The organism is Limnochorda sp., from assembly GCF_047459355.1.
GTDB lineage: Bacteria > Bacillota > Limnochordia > Limnochordales > Limnochordaceae > Limnochorda.
Genome location: NZ_VSCV01000018.1, coordinates 20,897 through 34,384, shown reverse-complemented (window position 1 = coordinate 34,384; position 13,488 = coordinate 20,897). Strand labels below are relative to the sequence as shown.

The 13,488-nt window shown below is 66.9% G+C and carries 15 protein-coding genes and 1 tRNA gene; all 16 read left to right on the top strand.

The genetic code is table 11. From position 1 onward, the window contains the following. Nucleotides 1–44: 44 nt before the first annotated feature. The 16 genes from FWJ67_RS07605 (at nucleotide 45) to FWJ67_RS07530 (ending at nucleotide 13,099) form a co-directional block, all read left to right on the top strand. Nucleotides 45–659: a lytic transglycosylase domain-containing protein gene (locus FWJ67_RS07605; protein WP_304172671.1), complete on the top strand. Its 615-nt coding sequence runs from the start codon at nucleotides 45–47 to the stop codon at nucleotides 657–659. Beyond that, the gene (locus tag FWJ67_RS07600; RefSeq protein WP_304172672.1) at nucleotides 652–1,689 is read left to right on the top strand and encodes a nicotinate phosphoribosyltransferase; all 1,038 of its coding nucleotides are present in this window, start codon (nucleotides 652–654) and stop codon (nucleotides 1,687–1,689) included. Before FWJ67_RS07605 ends, FWJ67_RS07600 begins: the two co-directional genes overlap by 8 nt. A gap of 234 nt (nucleotides 1,690–1,923) precedes the next feature. Further along, on the top strand, nucleotides 1,924–3,597 hold the full coding sequence (locus tag FWJ67_RS07595) for an ABC transporter substrate-binding protein (RefSeq protein WP_414482675.1): 1,674 nt from the start codon (nucleotides 1,924–1,926) through the stop codon (nucleotides 3,595–3,597). 145 nt (nucleotides 3,598–3,742) lie between these two features. Then, nucleotides 3,743–4,669 (top strand): ABC transporter permease, encoded by a 927-nt coding sequence (locus tag FWJ67_RS07590; RefSeq protein WP_304172674.1) that lies wholly within the window; start codon nucleotides 3,743–3,745, stop codon nucleotides 4,667–4,669. Between the two features lie 12 nt (nucleotides 4,670–4,681). Then, on the top strand, nucleotides 4,682–5,602 hold the full coding sequence (locus FWJ67_RS07585) for an ABC transporter permease (protein ID WP_304172675.1): 921 nt from the start codon (nucleotides 4,682–4,684) through the stop codon (nucleotides 5,600–5,602). 116 nt (nucleotides 5,603–5,718) lie between these two features. Beyond that, the gene (locus tag FWJ67_RS07580) at nucleotides 5,719–6,723 is read left to right on the top strand and encodes an ABC transporter ATP-binding protein (protein ID WP_304172676.1); all 1,005 of its coding nucleotides are present in this window, start codon (nucleotides 5,719–5,721) and stop codon (nucleotides 6,721–6,723) included. A gap of 1 nt (nucleotide 6,724) precedes the next feature. Then, entirely contained in the window at nucleotides 6,725–7,813 is a 1,089-nt protein-coding gene (locus tag FWJ67_RS07575) for an ABC transporter ATP-binding protein (protein ID WP_304172677.1), read from the top strand. Nucleotides 7,814–7,834: 21 nt separating this feature from the next. Then, a complete protein-coding gene (locus tag FWJ67_RS07570) occupies nucleotides 7,835–8,242 on the top strand; it encodes a YkvA family protein (protein ID WP_304172678.1) in 408 nt (135 codons plus the stop codon). Nucleotides 8,243–8,445: 203 nt separating this feature from the next. Further along, complete coding sequence (gene extP / locus FWJ67_RS07565; RefSeq protein ID WP_304172679.1) at nucleotides 8,446–9,216, top strand: selenite/tellurite reduction operon b-type cytochrome ExtP; 771 nt, start codon at nucleotides 8,446–8,448, stop codon at nucleotides 9,214–9,216. 63 nt (nucleotides 9,217–9,279) lie between these two features. Beyond that, nucleotides 9,280–10,068: a hypothetical protein gene (locus FWJ67_RS07560; RefSeq protein WP_304172680.1), complete on the top strand. Its 789-nt coding sequence runs from the start codon at nucleotides 9,280–9,282 to the stop codon at nucleotides 10,066–10,068. A 78-nt stretch (nucleotides 10,069–10,146) separates the two neighbouring features. Continuing rightward, nucleotides 10,147–10,695, top strand: coding sequence for a ubiquinol-cytochrome c reductase iron-sulfur subunit (locus tag FWJ67_RS07555; RefSeq protein WP_304172681.1), 549 nt, complete (start codon nucleotides 10,147–10,149; stop codon nucleotides 10,693–10,695). Between the two features lie 24 nt (nucleotides 10,696–10,719). Then, nucleotides 10,720–10,842 (top strand): hypothetical protein, encoded by a 123-nt coding sequence (locus FWJ67_RS07550; RefSeq protein ID WP_304172682.1) that lies wholly within the window; start codon nucleotides 10,720–10,722, stop codon nucleotides 10,840–10,842. 54 nt (nucleotides 10,843–10,896) lie between these two features. After that, nucleotides 10,897–11,727: a c-type cytochrome gene (locus FWJ67_RS07545; RefSeq protein ID WP_304172683.1), complete on the top strand. Its 831-nt coding sequence runs from the start codon at nucleotides 10,897–10,899 to the stop codon at nucleotides 11,725–11,727. A 31-nt stretch (nucleotides 11,728–11,758) separates the two neighbouring features. Continuing rightward, nucleotides 11,759–12,457, top strand: coding sequence for a hypothetical protein (locus FWJ67_RS07540; protein ID WP_304172684.1), 699 nt, complete (start codon nucleotides 11,759–11,761; stop codon nucleotides 12,455–12,457). Nucleotides 12,458–12,517: 60 nt separating this feature from the next. Beyond that, the gene (locus tag FWJ67_RS07535) at nucleotides 12,518–12,943 is read left to right on the top strand and encodes a 4Fe-4S binding protein (RefSeq protein ID WP_414482674.1); all 426 of its coding nucleotides are present in this window, start codon (nucleotides 12,518–12,520) and stop codon (nucleotides 12,941–12,943) included. A gap of 72 nt (nucleotides 12,944–13,015) precedes the next feature. After that, nucleotides 13,016–13,099 (top strand) — tRNA-Leu (locus FWJ67_RS07530). Nucleotides 13,100–13,488: the final 389 nt, after the last annotated feature.

Sequence of the window (13,488 nt, the reverse complement as noted above, 5' to 3'; positions counted from 1 at the left end):
CGTGGCCGCTGGCGGTGAGGGCGCACCCAGGCGGGAGTGAGGGGATGGCCGGCTCCCGCGGTGACGGGTTCGTCCGGCAAGTGCTGCCCGCCTTGGCGATGGGCCTGGTGGTGCTGGCCGTCCTCTACTGGCGGCCGGTCGGCCGGCTCATCTACCCCTTCCCCTACCGCGCCACGGTGGAGCGCTGGGCGTCCGAGTACGGGGTGGACGCCCGGCTGGTGGCGGCGGTGGTCCGGGTAGAGAGCCGGTATGTGCCGTCGGCCCGCTCCTCCAAAGGGGCCCGGGGCTTGATGCAGCTCATGCCCGACACAGGAGCCTGGGTGGCGGAGCGGCTGGGGCTGGGCCCGGTGGAGCCCGACGAGCTGGAGGATCCCGAGCTTAACTTGCGGCTGGGGACCTGGTACCTGGCCTACCAGATCCGGGCCTTCAACGGGGACCTCACCCTGGCCCTGGCCGCCTACAACGGTGGGGGGGCCAACGTGCGGCGGTGGCTGGAGGAGGAGCGGTGGACCGGGTCGGTGGACGACCTGCACCAGATCCCCTTCCCCGAAACCCGGGCGTACGTGCAGCGCGTCCTGGCCGCCTATGACCGGTACTGTTTGCTTTACCCTGAGTTGGGCGCTTCCAAGGATGGGGGAGGCTGGTGGACCCGTGGATGAGTTGGAACGGTTGCAGGATGTGACGGCCTGGAAGGTGGAGCCGGGCCGCCGGTTCTTTTCGGCTACCCACGAGGAGATCGCGGCGGGGCTGACCAGCGACGTCTACTTCGTCAAGACCCGGGAGATCCTGCGGGCCGAAGGGCTGGGCGACACGCCGGTCGTGGCGGAGATCTTCCCCAGGGCGGACGGGGTGCTGGCAGGCCTCCCCGAGGTGGAGGCGCTCCTGCGGGGGCGGGGCGTGAAGCTCTGGGCCCTGCCTGAGGGGAGCACCTTCAGCGCCCGGGAGGTGATCGCCCGGATCGAAGGCCCCTACGACCGGTTCGGCATCTATGAGACGGCGATCCTGGGCTTCTTGGCCTCGTCCAGCGGCTGGGCGACTGCGGCCCGCCGGGTCCGGCTGGCCGCGCAGGGGAAGCCCGTCTACGCCTTCGGGGCGCGTCACGTCCATCCCGCGGTGGCGCCCGTCATGGAGCGGGCCGCCTTGGTGGGCGGGGTGGACGGGGCGGCCTGCATCCTGGCGGCCAAGCTCATGGGCCGGGAGCCCGTGGGGACCGTCCCCCACGCGCTCTTTCTCATTGTCGGGGACACGGTGGAGGGGGCCAAGGCGTACCACCGGGTGATGCCTCCGGAGGAGCCGCGGACCATCCTGGTGGACACCTACAAGGACGAAGTAGAGGAGAGCCTCCGCCTCGCCGAGAGCCTGGGCCAGGTGCTGGCCGGCGTCCGATTGGACACGCCCGGCGAGCGGGGGGGCGTCACCCCCGAGCTAGTCCGGGAGCTCCGGGCCCGCTTGGACCAGGCGGGGTACAACCACGTGACCATCTTCGTCTCCGGCGGCCTCAACCCGGAGCGGGTGGCGGCTTTGGCCGAGGCGGGGGCCGACGCCTTCGGGGTGGGGAGCTACATCTCCTCTGCCCCGCCCATCGACATGACCATGGACCTGAAAGAGGTCAACGGCCAGCCCCGGGCCAAGCGGGGGCGGGTGCCAGGCCGCACGCCCAATCCGAGACTCGTCCCTATTTTGACGTGAGCCTGATCTCTCCCTGGAAGGTGCAGGAAAAGCTCTCCAGGGCAGGAGAACCGAGGAAGTCCTCGAAATAAGGTTGCTATAAACGTGACGGAAAGCGCACCGATCAGGCTCAAAGGCGGCGAAGTTCAGCGGGCTTTGGGTCTGTCGGGCGCGGCGGGTCAGTCGGGTGGCCCGCCGGGGAAGATCGATCTCTTCAATGCTTGCGAGGTTCGAAGAAAGGGGCGTTGTAACACGATGCTGCGGCGCACGACCAGGCTGCTCCTGGCCTTGGCGCTGGTGGCCGCCATGAGCGGTTTCGCGGCGGCTCAGGCTCCCAAGTATGGTGGGATCTGGTACGATGCTCTGCCGAGCAACCCTCCGCACCTGGATCCCGTGTTCTCGACCGACACCACCTCGGCTGAGGTGGAATACCAGATCTTTGAGACGTTGTTGGAGTATGCTCCCGACGGCACCCTCCAGCCCCTGCTCGCCGAGTCCTACGAGGTGAGCGAGGACGGCCTCACCTTCACCTTCCACCTCCGCCGCGGGGTGCACTTCCACGCGACCACCGAGGGCGGCACGCCCACGGCCAACGGCGGGCGTGAGGTGACGGCCCACGACTGGGTCTGGACCTTCAACTACATCACTGACCCCAAGACCAACTCGCCCCGGGCCTACTTCGTCGACATGATCAAGGGGTACGAGGAGTACCGGAACGGCGAGGCTGACCACCTGGCGGGTGTCCGGGCGCTGGACGACTACACCCTCCAGATCGAGATCACCTACCCCTTCGCCCCCTTCGTGCAGGTGCTCGCCTACAACACCTTCTCGGTCCTGCCCCGGGAGGATGTGGAGAAGTGGGGGACGGCCGACTTCAACTTCCACCCCGTGGGGACCGGTCCGTTCAAGTTTGAGGAGTGGCGTCAGGACGATGTGATCCGCCTCTCCCGGAACGAGAACTACTGGATGAAGGACGAGGACGGCAACCAGCTGCCCTACCTGGACGGCATCGAGTTCCGGATCATCCCCGGCGGCGGCGCCACCGAGTGGGCCGAGTACCAGCTGGGCAACATCTACGCGACCCGGGTGGATGACCCCTACTACCGCCAGGTGACTGCCGGTAAGGAGACCGAGATCCGCCCGGGCGTCCGGACCGTGGAGACCCAGCACGGCGTCTTCTGGGAGGGCCCGCAGCCTGGGGTCTACTACTACGGCTTCAACGTGGAGAAGATCACCGACAAGCGGGTCCGGCAGGCGCTCAACTACGCCATCAACCGTGAGGCGCTCATCAACCTGGTGATCAACGGGCGCGCCCTGCCTGCCACGGGGATCCTGCCGCCGTCTATCCCGGGCTTCAACCCCGACCTGGAGGGCTACACCTACAACCCCGCCAAGGCCCGCGAGCTCCTGGCTGAGGCTGGCTACGGCCCGGACAACCCGCTGGAGCTCACCCTCCAGTACAACACGGACCCCGGGCACCAGCGGATCGCCGAGGCCATCCAGGCTCAGCTGAAGGCGGTCGGTGTCAACCTCTCCCTGCGTGAGGTGGAGTGGGGCACCCACCTGGACACCACCGAGCGGGGCGAGGTGCCGTTCTTCCGCCTGGGCTGGGTCGCGGACTACCTCGATGCGGACAACTTCCTGTACGTCCTGCTCCACTCGGACAACATCGGGCCCGAGGGCAACTACAGCCGGTTCAACAACCCGACCTTCGACATGCTGACCAAGGCGGCCCGGCTCTCCACCGACGAGGAGGAGCGGATCCGGCTCTACCGGGAGGCGGAGAAGATCGCGGTCGAAGAGGCGCCGTGGCTCTTCATCTACTTCTACACGGACCACAACCTGGTCAAGCCCTTCGTCCGGAACTACGATCTGCCGGCCTTCGGCCAGTACTCCAATAAGTTCCGGAACGTCTGGCTCGATCTGTAAGGCCCGCCTCTGCAGGAAGATCGCTCGACGCGTGTAAATGGAAAGACGGAGGGCCTGGTGCCATGGTCCCAGGCCCTCCTTTCCTGTAAGAGGCCGGACGAGCTGGGTCAGTCCGGCCCTGCTTGCAGGTTGAGGGGTGACTCAAGTGGCTCGGTATGCGCTGCGACGGATCGTGGAGGCCATCCCGGTCTTCCTCGGGGTGGTGCTGGTGGTCTTCCTCCTCTACAGCGTCGTCCCCGGGGACCCGGCCCGCCTCCTGGCAGGGCAGCGAGGGGACCCGGAGACCATCGCCCGGATCCGGGCGGATTGGGGGCTGGACCGGCCCCTCCACGAGCAGTTTTTCAGCTTTGTCTGGTCGGCCATCCGCTTCGACTTGGGGCGCTCGTACCGGAACAACATGGACGTTCTGGACGCCATTCTTCTGAGGGTTCCAGCCACCTTGGAGCTGGTGGTGGCGTCGCTCCTCTTGGGCGGGGTGGTCGGCATCAGCGTCGGCATCATCTCCGCCGTGCGCCAGAACACGTTCTTGGACTACCTGGCCATGACCGGCGCGGTCATCGGCATCTCGGCGCCCACCTTCTGGATCGGGCTGTTGCTCATCCTTGTCTTCGCCCTGAAGCTCGGCTGGATCCCCGGGATGGGCTACGGTGACGGGAGATGGATCTACCTGGTCTTGCCGGCGGTGACGCTGGCGACCCGGCCCATGGCCCTCCTCGCCCGGATCACCCGTTCGGCCATGCTGGAGACCATCCGCCAGGATTACATCCGGACCGCGCGGGCCAAGGGCCTGAGTGAGTGGGCGGTGACCGTGAAGCACGCCCTCCGGAACGCCCTCATCCCCGTGGTGACCATCCTGGGGACGGAGACAGCCGCCATGCTGGGGGGCGTGGTGGTGACCGAGACGGTCTTCGCCTGGCCGGGGCTCGGGCGCCTCTTCGTCGAAGCGCTCACCTTCCGGGATTATCCGATCATCCGCGGGCAGGTGCTCTTCCTGGCCACCGTCTTCATCGTGGCCAACTTGATCGTGGACCTTTCCTACGCGCTCTTCGACCCGCGGATCCGGTACGAGTGAGGGGTGGTCGGTTTGCACGCGAGTGTTGAGGCGGTCGCAGCCACCGCGACGCCCGAGGTCGTCCCAGGGAGGAGCCTCTGGAGCGACGCGCGGCGGCGCTTCTTCCGGAACAAGCTGGCGGTTCTGGGGCTGATCATCGTGGTGGGGCTGGTCTTGGTGGCCATCTTCGCGCCCTACATCGCCCCCTACGATCCCCTGGAGCAGCTGGCCTGGGAGGACTTTTCCAAGAGTCTCGCCCCCCCGTCGTGGGAACATCCGTTCGGGACGGACCTGTACGGGCGGGACATCTTCTCCCGGGTCATCTACGGGACCCGGATCTCCCTCTCCATCGCGCTGATGGCGGCGGTGGTCACGACGGCCATCGGGATCACCTTGGGGGCCCTGGCCGGGTACTTCGGCGGTTGGGTGGACTCCTTCATCACGTGGCTGATCAACGTGGTCTGGTCCTTCCCCTTCTTGCTCTTCGTCCTGGCCATCATCACCATCTTCCCTGAGGCGAGCCTCACCATCATTTTCATCGCCATCGGCGTGGTCTCGTGGCCTGACATCGCCCGGATGACCCGGGGACAGTTTCTGGCCGCGCGGGAGAACGAGTACGTGGAGGCGGCGAAGGCCATCGGGGCGAGCGACTTCATCATCATCTTCCGCCACATCCTGCCCAACATCATCGCCCCGATGCTGGTCCAGGCGACCCTGGCCATGGGGAGTTACATCCAGCTGGAAGCCTCCCTCTCCTTCCTGGGCTTTGGGGTGCCGCCACCAACGCCGAGCTGGGGACGGATGGCCTCTGAGGGCCAGAACTACCTGTTCTCGGGCCAGTGGTGGTGGTCCATCATGCCGGGTATCGCCATCATGGTGACCGTTCTCGGCTTCAACCTGTTGGGCGACGGCCTCCGGGACGCGCTGGACGTCCGCCAGCAGACGGACGGGTAAGGCCCTGAGCCAGGCGGGTCGGGCCGCCTGGCTGGATCGGCCTGAAAGAGGATTCGGGGCCTGCTCAACGAACGATTGGGTTCAAGCCGGTACGGGTTGAAAGAGGAGGCGTCGGCGTGGCAGAGAAGCTTCTCGAGCTCCAGGACTTGAAGACTTACTTCTTCACCGAAGACGGCGTCGTGCCGGCCGTCGATGGGGTCAGCTTCGGGGTGGACCGGGGCGGCAGCCTGGGCGTGGTGGGGGAGTCGGGCTGCGGCAAGAGTGTGACGGCCCTCTCCATCATGCGGCTCATTCCCCAGCCCCCCGGCAAGATTGTGGGAGGCAAGATCCTCTTCAACGGCGAGGATCTGGTGCAGAAGAAGGAAAGCGAGATGCGCCGGATCCGCGGCAACGAGATCTCCATGATCTTCCAGGAGCCGATGACCTCCCTCAACCCGGTCTTCACCGTCGGCGACCAGATCATGGAGGCGATCATCCTCCACCAGAAGCTCTCGAAGAAGGAGGCCCGGGAACGGGCCATCGAGATGTTGCGGCTGGTCGGCATCCCGGACCCCCACCGCCGGGTGGATGAGTATCCCCACCAGATGAGCGGCGGCATGCGCCAGCGGGTGATGATCGCGATGGCGCTTTCATGCAACCCCAAGTTGCTCATCGCCGACGAGCCGACGACGGCCCTGGACGTGACCATCCAGGCCCAGATCTTGGACCTGATGCGGCGGCTGCGGGAAGAGGTGGGGGCGGCCATCATCCTCATCACCCACGACCTGGGTGTGGTGGCCGAGCTGGTGGAGCATGTGGTGGTCATGTACGCGGGGAAGGTGGTGGAGAAGACCGACGTCCGGTCCATCTTCGCCAAGCCCTCCCACCCGTACACCGAAGGGCTGTTGGAGTCCATCCCCAAGCTCCATGAGGAGCGGGAGCGGCTGCAGACCATCGAAGGGGTGGTGCCCAGCCCCTACAACATGCCCGCTGGGTGCCGCTTCCACCCCCGGTGCCCGCTGGCCCGGGACATCTGCCGGGCCCAGGAGCCGCCGCTTATGGAAGTGGACCCGGGCCACTGGGCGGCGTGCTGGAAGCATACCGATTTCGAGCCCATCGAGCCCATGAAGGAGGTGGGCTGAGGTGGCGGTTCAGCTGGAAGAACGGCCCCAGGCCCAAACGGAAGCCCCCTTGCTGGAGGTCCGCAATCTGGTCAAGCATTTCCCCATTACCCGGGGGATCATCTTCTCCAAGCAGGTGGGGGCCGTCAAAGCCGTGGATGGTGTGTCCTTCACCCTCAACCGGGGGGAGACCCTGGGGCTGGTGGGTGAGTCGGGGTGCGGCAAGTCGACGACGGGCCGGCTCATCCTCCGCCTGATCGAACCCACCTCGGGCGAGGTCTACTTCGAGGGCCGGGATGTCCTGGCCATGAAGCGGGATGAGCTGAGGGCCCTCCGGCGGGAGATGCAGATCATCTTCCAGGACCCCTACGCCTCCCTCAACCCGAGGATGACGGTGGCGGACATCATCGGCGAGCCCCTGGAGATCCACGGCCTGGTGAAGAACCGGAAGGAGCGGGACGACCGGGTCCGCCAGCTCCTGGAAGTGGTGGGGCTCAGCTCCTACCACCTGCGCCGGTACCCCCACGAGTTCTCGGGCGGGCAGCGGCAGCGGATCGGTATTGCCCGGGCCCTGGCCGTCAACCCCAAGATGATCGTCGCCGACGAGCCGGTGTCGGCCCTGGACGTTTCCATCCAGTCTCAGGTGATCAACCTGCTCCAGGACCTGCAGGAGGAGTACGGCCTGGCCTACCTCTTCATCGCCCACGACCTGGCGGTGGTGAAGCACATCGCCCACCGGGTGGCGGTGATGTACCTGGGCAAGCTGGTGGAGCTGGCTCCCAAGAAGGAGCTCTACAACAACCCCCAGCACCCCTACACCCAGGCGCTCCTTTCGGCGGTGCCCATCCCCGATCCGACCATCAAGCGGGAGCGGATCATCCTGGCCGGCGACGTGCCCAGCCCCAGCCGGCCGCCCTCGGGCTGCCGCTTCCACACCCGCTGCCCGGTGGCTGAGGAGATCTGCAAGCAGGTGGATCCGCCGGTGGTGGAGGTCTCGCCGGGCCACAAGGTGGCCTGCCATCTGGTCAAGCCTGGCCAGCCCGGCCCGCGGCTGATCAAGAACCCGACCGGCGTGCCGGCGGGCGAGCCGGGGGACCAGAAGGCGAGCTGACGCGGAAAGGGTCCCGTAGCGGTGCGGTGTCCTGAGTGTCAACAGGAGGTGGTCCTGGCCCGGACCTGCCCCTACTGCGGCGCCTCGGTGCCGCAGGAGCAGGGGGCAGAGCGGGCCGAGGACCGGGAACGGGAGGCGCCGCGGGGGCGTTTTCAGGGGCGACTCGATGGAAGCCGGTTCGAAGGGGCGGGGGATGGGCCCGGGGAGAGCCAGGTCGCGCCCGGCGGCTTCTTCGGCCGGTTGTTCCGGTACATGACCCATCCCCAGGTGCCGGCCGGCGCCAAGCTCCTGGTGATCCTGGCCGCCCTCTACCTCCTGAGCCCCGTGGACCTGGTCCCGGTCTTCTTCCCCGGAGGCTGGTTGGACGACCTGGGCCTCCTCGGCATCCTCTGGTTCTGGCTCAACCAGGAGTTCAAGCGGTATCTCTAAGCCCTGTCCCGGCCTCAGGCCGGGGTCCCACCATAGTCGCCAGAAAAGCGCGACAAAACCGGTCCCAGCCGGTCTTCCCCCTTCCATGGGAGGAGATCCCTCAAAAGGCACGAACTCTAATTGTCGGCCAATAAGAACGCGAACGGGTGGCAAAAAGGACCCACCCAGGGCAGGCAGAGCTGACGGCCACCAGGAGGGTTCCCATGTCGCGCCTTGGCAAGTGGATTACCCAGAACCGGGTCTACCGGTCCATTTACCGGAACAGTTACCCCACCGACGATCGGAATCGGGTCCTGGTCATCCTCAACAGCCTGGCCCTCCACCTGCACCCCACCCGGGTGCCCAAGCGGGCGACGGACGTCTCCTACACCTGGGGGTTGGGCGGGCTCTCCATCTTCATGTTCGTCATCCTGACCATCACCGGGATCTTCCTGATGTTTTACTACATCCCGTCCGTCGACCAGGCGTACTGGTCCATCGTGGAGCTGGAGCGGAACGTGACCATGGGTTCCTTCATGCGGAACCTGCACCGGTGGGCCGCGCACGCCATGGTCATCTTCGTCTTCCTCCACATGACCCGGGTCTTCTACACCGGGTCCTACAAGCCGCCCCGGGAGTTCAACTGGGTGGTGGGGGTGGCCCTCCTCGTCCTCACCTTCCTCTTGAGCTTTACTGGCTACCTGCTCCCGTGGGACCAGCTGGCCTACTGGGCCATCACCGTGGGGGCCAACATCGCCAAGTCGACGCCCTTCATCGGCAAGCAGGTGGAGTTTGCCCTGTTGGGGGGCTATGAGATCGCCCAGCCCACCCTGATCCGGTGGTACACCCTCCACGTAATCTTCTTGCCGATGGCCCTGATCGTGGTGGTCTCGTTCCACTTCTGGCGGGTCCGGAAGGATGGGAACATCTCCACGCCCGTCTACGAAGACGAGGAGGATGAGGTGGAGCCGATCAGCCGTACCCAGGCCGGGTAGGAGCGCTCAACCGCTGCAGCGATCGAACCGGTCATCTTGCCTGACGCAGAAGGAGGCCCTGCCATGGAGATGAAAGAACCGCTCCGGCCGCTCCGGAAGGGGGCTCCCCGGGCTCGCTCGGCCGCCGCGGTGGCCGCGGTGGAACGGCGGGAAGAGCGGGTCCACACCTGGCCCCACTTGGTCAGCGTGGAGCTGATGGCCGCGCTCATCTTCTTGGTCCTGCTCTCCCTCATGTCGGTGGTGGTGAAGGCGCCCTTGGGCAGCCTGGCCAACCCTGAGGTGACGCCAGACCCGGCCAAGGCGCCCTGGTACTTCCTGGGGCTCCAGGAGCTCCTCCTCCACATGAACCCCTCCCTGGCGGGAGTGATCGTGCCCACCGTGGTGCTCGTCGGCCTGGCCGCCCTGCCCTACATCGACCGGCGGCGCAAGGGCACGGGGATCTGGTTCAGCGGGCCCAAGGGGAAGGCGATCACCGCGTTCGCGGCCTTCTACACGGCCGTCTGGGAGCTGGCCCTCATCTTCCTGGATGAGTGGCTCCCGGTGCCGGGGAGCGAGGCGCGCGGGGTGGCCCCCTATCTCGAGTACCTGCTGCGCCCGCTTGACCTGCCGCCGGTCGTCATCGACGTGTTGGGCGGTTGGCTGGTGCCCATCTTCTTCATGACCTTCATCCCCTTCTCCCTGGCCGTCATCGTTCGGCGCCACTGGAAGGCGGACACCCGCGAGGTGGCCATCGCGCTCTACACCTTCTTCGTGGCCTCCTTCGTGGTGCTGACCATCATCGGCACCGCCTTCCGGGGCTACGGCATGCAGCTCATGTGGCCCTGGGAGATTGGGCGGCCCATCGGATTCTAGCCCCTGGGGAGCTGGCCGGCGTGCCGGCTTGACGAGCGAAACACCTGCAGACGCGGCAGCTGGTGAGGGGGAAGAGGAATGCCCGATCAGCCTGACAAGAACCTGGAGACCAACGTCGAGGCGGGCGCCGGGGGCGGCGAGATCCAGGCGACCGGCCAGGGGAAGGCCCACTCCCGCCGGCAGTTCATGCGGAGCCTCATGTGGGGCTCGGTTGGCCTCTTTGCCTTGGAGGCAGGGGTGGCCGGGCTCGCCCTCTTCTGGCCCCGGAACGTGCGGGGGTTCGGGGCGGAGATCCGGGTTGGGCCCGTGGAGAACTTCCCCGTGGGCAGCGTCACCCGGGTGCGGGAGGGGAAGTTTTACCTGGCCCGCCTGGAGGAAGGCGTCATCGCCCTCTACTGGCGGTGCACCCACCTGGGCTGCACCGTGCCCTGGCGGGAGGATGAGCAGCTCTTCCACTGCCCCTGCCACGGCTCGATCTACGAGCGGACCGGCCAGAACATCGCCGGCCCCGCGCCGCGGCCGCTGGACTACATGGAGACCCGCATCGAAAACGGCGAGATCATCGTCAACACGGGGCGGATCATCGAGCGGGACCGGTTCGATCCCTCTCAGATCACCCCGGTCTAAAGGCGCGGTGGGAGGGGACGGCGTATGTTCGAGGTTTCTGAGTCGGTGGAGCTGGGGTTGGTCTTTCTCCTGATCGTTATTGGGCTGGGGCTGCTCTACGGCCTGCAGAAGTGGGTTCGGAAGGCAGCCGAGGACGAGGATTCGTAGGCCGGCCCGGCAGAGGCCAGCGCTGCAAGCGTCGCTGAAAGGGGTCGTCCGCTCGTGCGCTACCGGAAGTACGTGGTCGTCATCGTCTCCGCCTGGCTCCTCATCCTCATCTGGACGGGCTACCTCCTGCTGGAGAACCGGCGGATGGCCATCGCCCGGGAGGAACACCTCCACAACTTGGTGAGCCGGGGGCTGCAGATCTTCGCCAGCAACTGCGCCACCTGCCACGGGCCTCTGGGGGAGGGGGTCGTGGGGCCGCCCTTGAACCGGGAGGAGTTCCGGGGCGATCCTGACGAGGAGACGGATGTGTACGACTTCCTCTACACCACCATCGACCAGGGCCGGCCGGGCAGCACCGATCCCCGCTGGGTCCGGCTCGAGACGGGGGAGTGGGCCTCCTTCACCGCCATGCCCGCGTGGGGCCAGGCCCACGGCGGCCCGCTCAACCCGCAGGAGCTCCGCGCGGTGACTACCTTCATCATGATGGGGGATTGGAACGAGGTGGTCAGCCACATCCCCGCCGCCCGGCTGGAGGGCGAGCTCCCCGATGCCCAGGTGCCTGACGAGGTGAACCAGCGGGCCAAGGAGATCATCCAGCTCAAGGGGTGCCTGGCCTGCCATACCATCGGCCAGGTGGGCGGCTTCCAGGGCCCCGACCTGACCAAGGTGGGCACCTGGGGGCTGGATGAAGCCTTCCTGAAGCAGTGGATCAGCGATCCCGCCGGCACGGAGCACCGGGCGCCGGTCTACTGGTCCAACTACGGCGATCCCACCGCGGTGCCGGCCAACCCGCCCATCGCCCTGGGCCCGACCCAAATGCCCCAGCTTGCCTTCACCGAGGAGGAGCTGGATCTGGTGGTCGAGTACCTGCTGGGTCTGAAGTAGAGCTGGGGCAGGGGGAGGGGGTGAAGAGGGCGTGCGCCTCGGGGTTTGGATCCAGTTGGGTGTGATGGCCTTCGTCGGCGGCAGCCTCCTCCGGATCGCCGCCGAGACGGGCGTGGCCCTCTTCACCATGTTCGGGATGATCGCCTTCGTCCTCCTGGGGCTCCGGGCCCTGGCGGAGGTTCACGCGCTCCAAAGCGAGGCGGGCCTCCGGGACCTGGAGCGGGTCCTTCGGGAGGTGGCGGCCCGCTGGCCAGTGCTGCGGCTGCCGGCCCGGAGGCCGGGGGCCGTCCGGTACCTGGTCCACGCCGGCCGCTCCTGGGTGGCCGTCGGGGTGGACACCAGCTCCGAGGCCAGCTTCTGGAGCCTGGTCCGGCCGGGTTTGGTGGCCCGGACCCGGCGCCTCGAGGCGGAAGCAGCCCGCCTGCCTGTGGGAGACGGGGCAGCCTTGGGGGACGGGGCAGGAGCCGTCACCCCGGTCCTGGTCCTCCTGCGGCGGAGGGTCCGGGCCCGAGAGGAGGCCCTGGGGGCCAACCTGGGGGTCCCGCTGGTGAACGCCGAAGGGCTGGCAGACCTGTTGGCCCGCCTGGCGGGGCCAGCGGCCAACGCCCAGGCGGAAGAGCGGGGGGCCGTCCCCCAAGGCTCGAGCATAGAAAGCTTTGAGGCCCTGGCCCGGCGGCTGGAGGCCCGGATCTTGCGGCCCCGGGCGGAGCGGGTGGAGGCCCAAGGCTGAGCCAGGCGAAAGGGAGGCCAACGGGAGCCTGGAGCAGGCTCCGGCGAGGAGGGAAGCTTGATGGCCCACTTTATTCGGGAGACATGTATCGGCTGCACAGCCTGCGTCAAGGTTTGCCCCACCAAGGCCATCAGCGGGGAGCGGCAACAGCTCCACGTGATTGCGCCCGAGCTCTGCATCGACTGCGGGGCCTGCACCATGGCCTGCCCTGTCGAGTGCATCGAGAACGAGCTGGGGGAGATCCTGCCCCGCATCCGGAAGCGGACCGATTGGCCCAAGCCCGTTATCGATCCGGTCAACTGCACGGGCTGCCAGTTCTGCGTGGATGTCTGTCCCTTCCACTGCTTGGAGCTGGAAGGGGATGCCTTCCAGAGCGTGGCGGTGCTGGTCGACTCCAAGTCGTGTGTGGGCTGCGGGCTCTGTGAGGAGGTTTGCGCCAAGGACGCGATCGACGTCCGCTTCCCCAGCGGGGAGCAGGTGGCCTGAGGCGTGATGGGGAGACCCTCTTGACGCCCCCGAGCGTCTGTGATAAAGTCGTTTTTGCCGTAAGGCCATCGTGCCCGGATGGCGGAACTGGCAGACGCGCACGTTTGAGGGGCGTGTGGTTCATCCGTGTGGGTTCGAGTCCCACTCCGGGCACCAACGATCAATAGGGCCTTGCGACGGGGTCACCCGTCGGCAAGAAGCGTATGATCCTGATAGCGGCAAGAGTGATCGCACCACTCTTGCCGCTTTTTCTGTCATCGTGTCTGGCAGTGCCATACCGAACTCGGGACGGCCCCACGGCAACCGGACCGGTGGCCAGAGGGCGTGGCGGCTGTCGTGGGTTCAGCGTCACACCTCCATGCGAGCCCCGTTCCTAGAGGTCGGGCGTGGGTCAATATTCACAAAAAACATGAGAAAAGGGACAGGCGGATCGGCGCCGAAAGGAGAAATCGGTGTCGCCCCGAAGAGGATTTGGAGGCGACAGGGGAGATCGGCCTGCCGTCGGAGGAAGCCTCGGGCCTACAGGCCAGACCACCGATGTCCGG

Excerpts from the sequence above, each read along its gene's own strand:
- FWJ67_RS07605 (WP_304172671.1), top strand. The coding sequence starts at position 45 with ATGGCCGGCTCCCGCGGTGACGGGTTCGTCCGGCAAGTGCTGCCCGCC.
- FWJ67_RS07595 (WP_414482675.1), top strand. The coding sequence starts at position 1,924 with ATGCTGCGGCGCACGACCAGGCTGCTCCTGGCCTTGGCGCTGGTGGCC.
- extP (WP_304172679.1), top strand. The coding sequence starts at position 8,446 with ATGTCGCGCCTTGGCAAGTGGATTACCCAGAACCGGGTCTACCGGTCC.
- FWJ67_RS07560 (WP_304172680.1), top strand. The coding sequence starts at position 9,280 with ATGGAGATGAAAGAACCGCTCCGGCCGCTCCGGAAGGGGGCTCCCCGG.
- FWJ67_RS07555 (WP_304172681.1), top strand. The coding sequence starts at position 10,147 with ATGCCCGATCAGCCTGACAAGAACCTGGAGACCAACGTCGAGGCGGGC.
- FWJ67_RS07550 (WP_304172682.1), top strand. The coding sequence starts at position 10,720 with ATGTTCGAGGTTTCTGAGTCGGTGGAGCTGGGGTTGGTCTTTCTCCTG.
- FWJ67_RS07535 (WP_414482674.1), top strand. The coding sequence starts at position 12,518 with ATGGCCCACTTTATTCGGGAGACATGTATCGGCTGCACAGCCTGCGTC.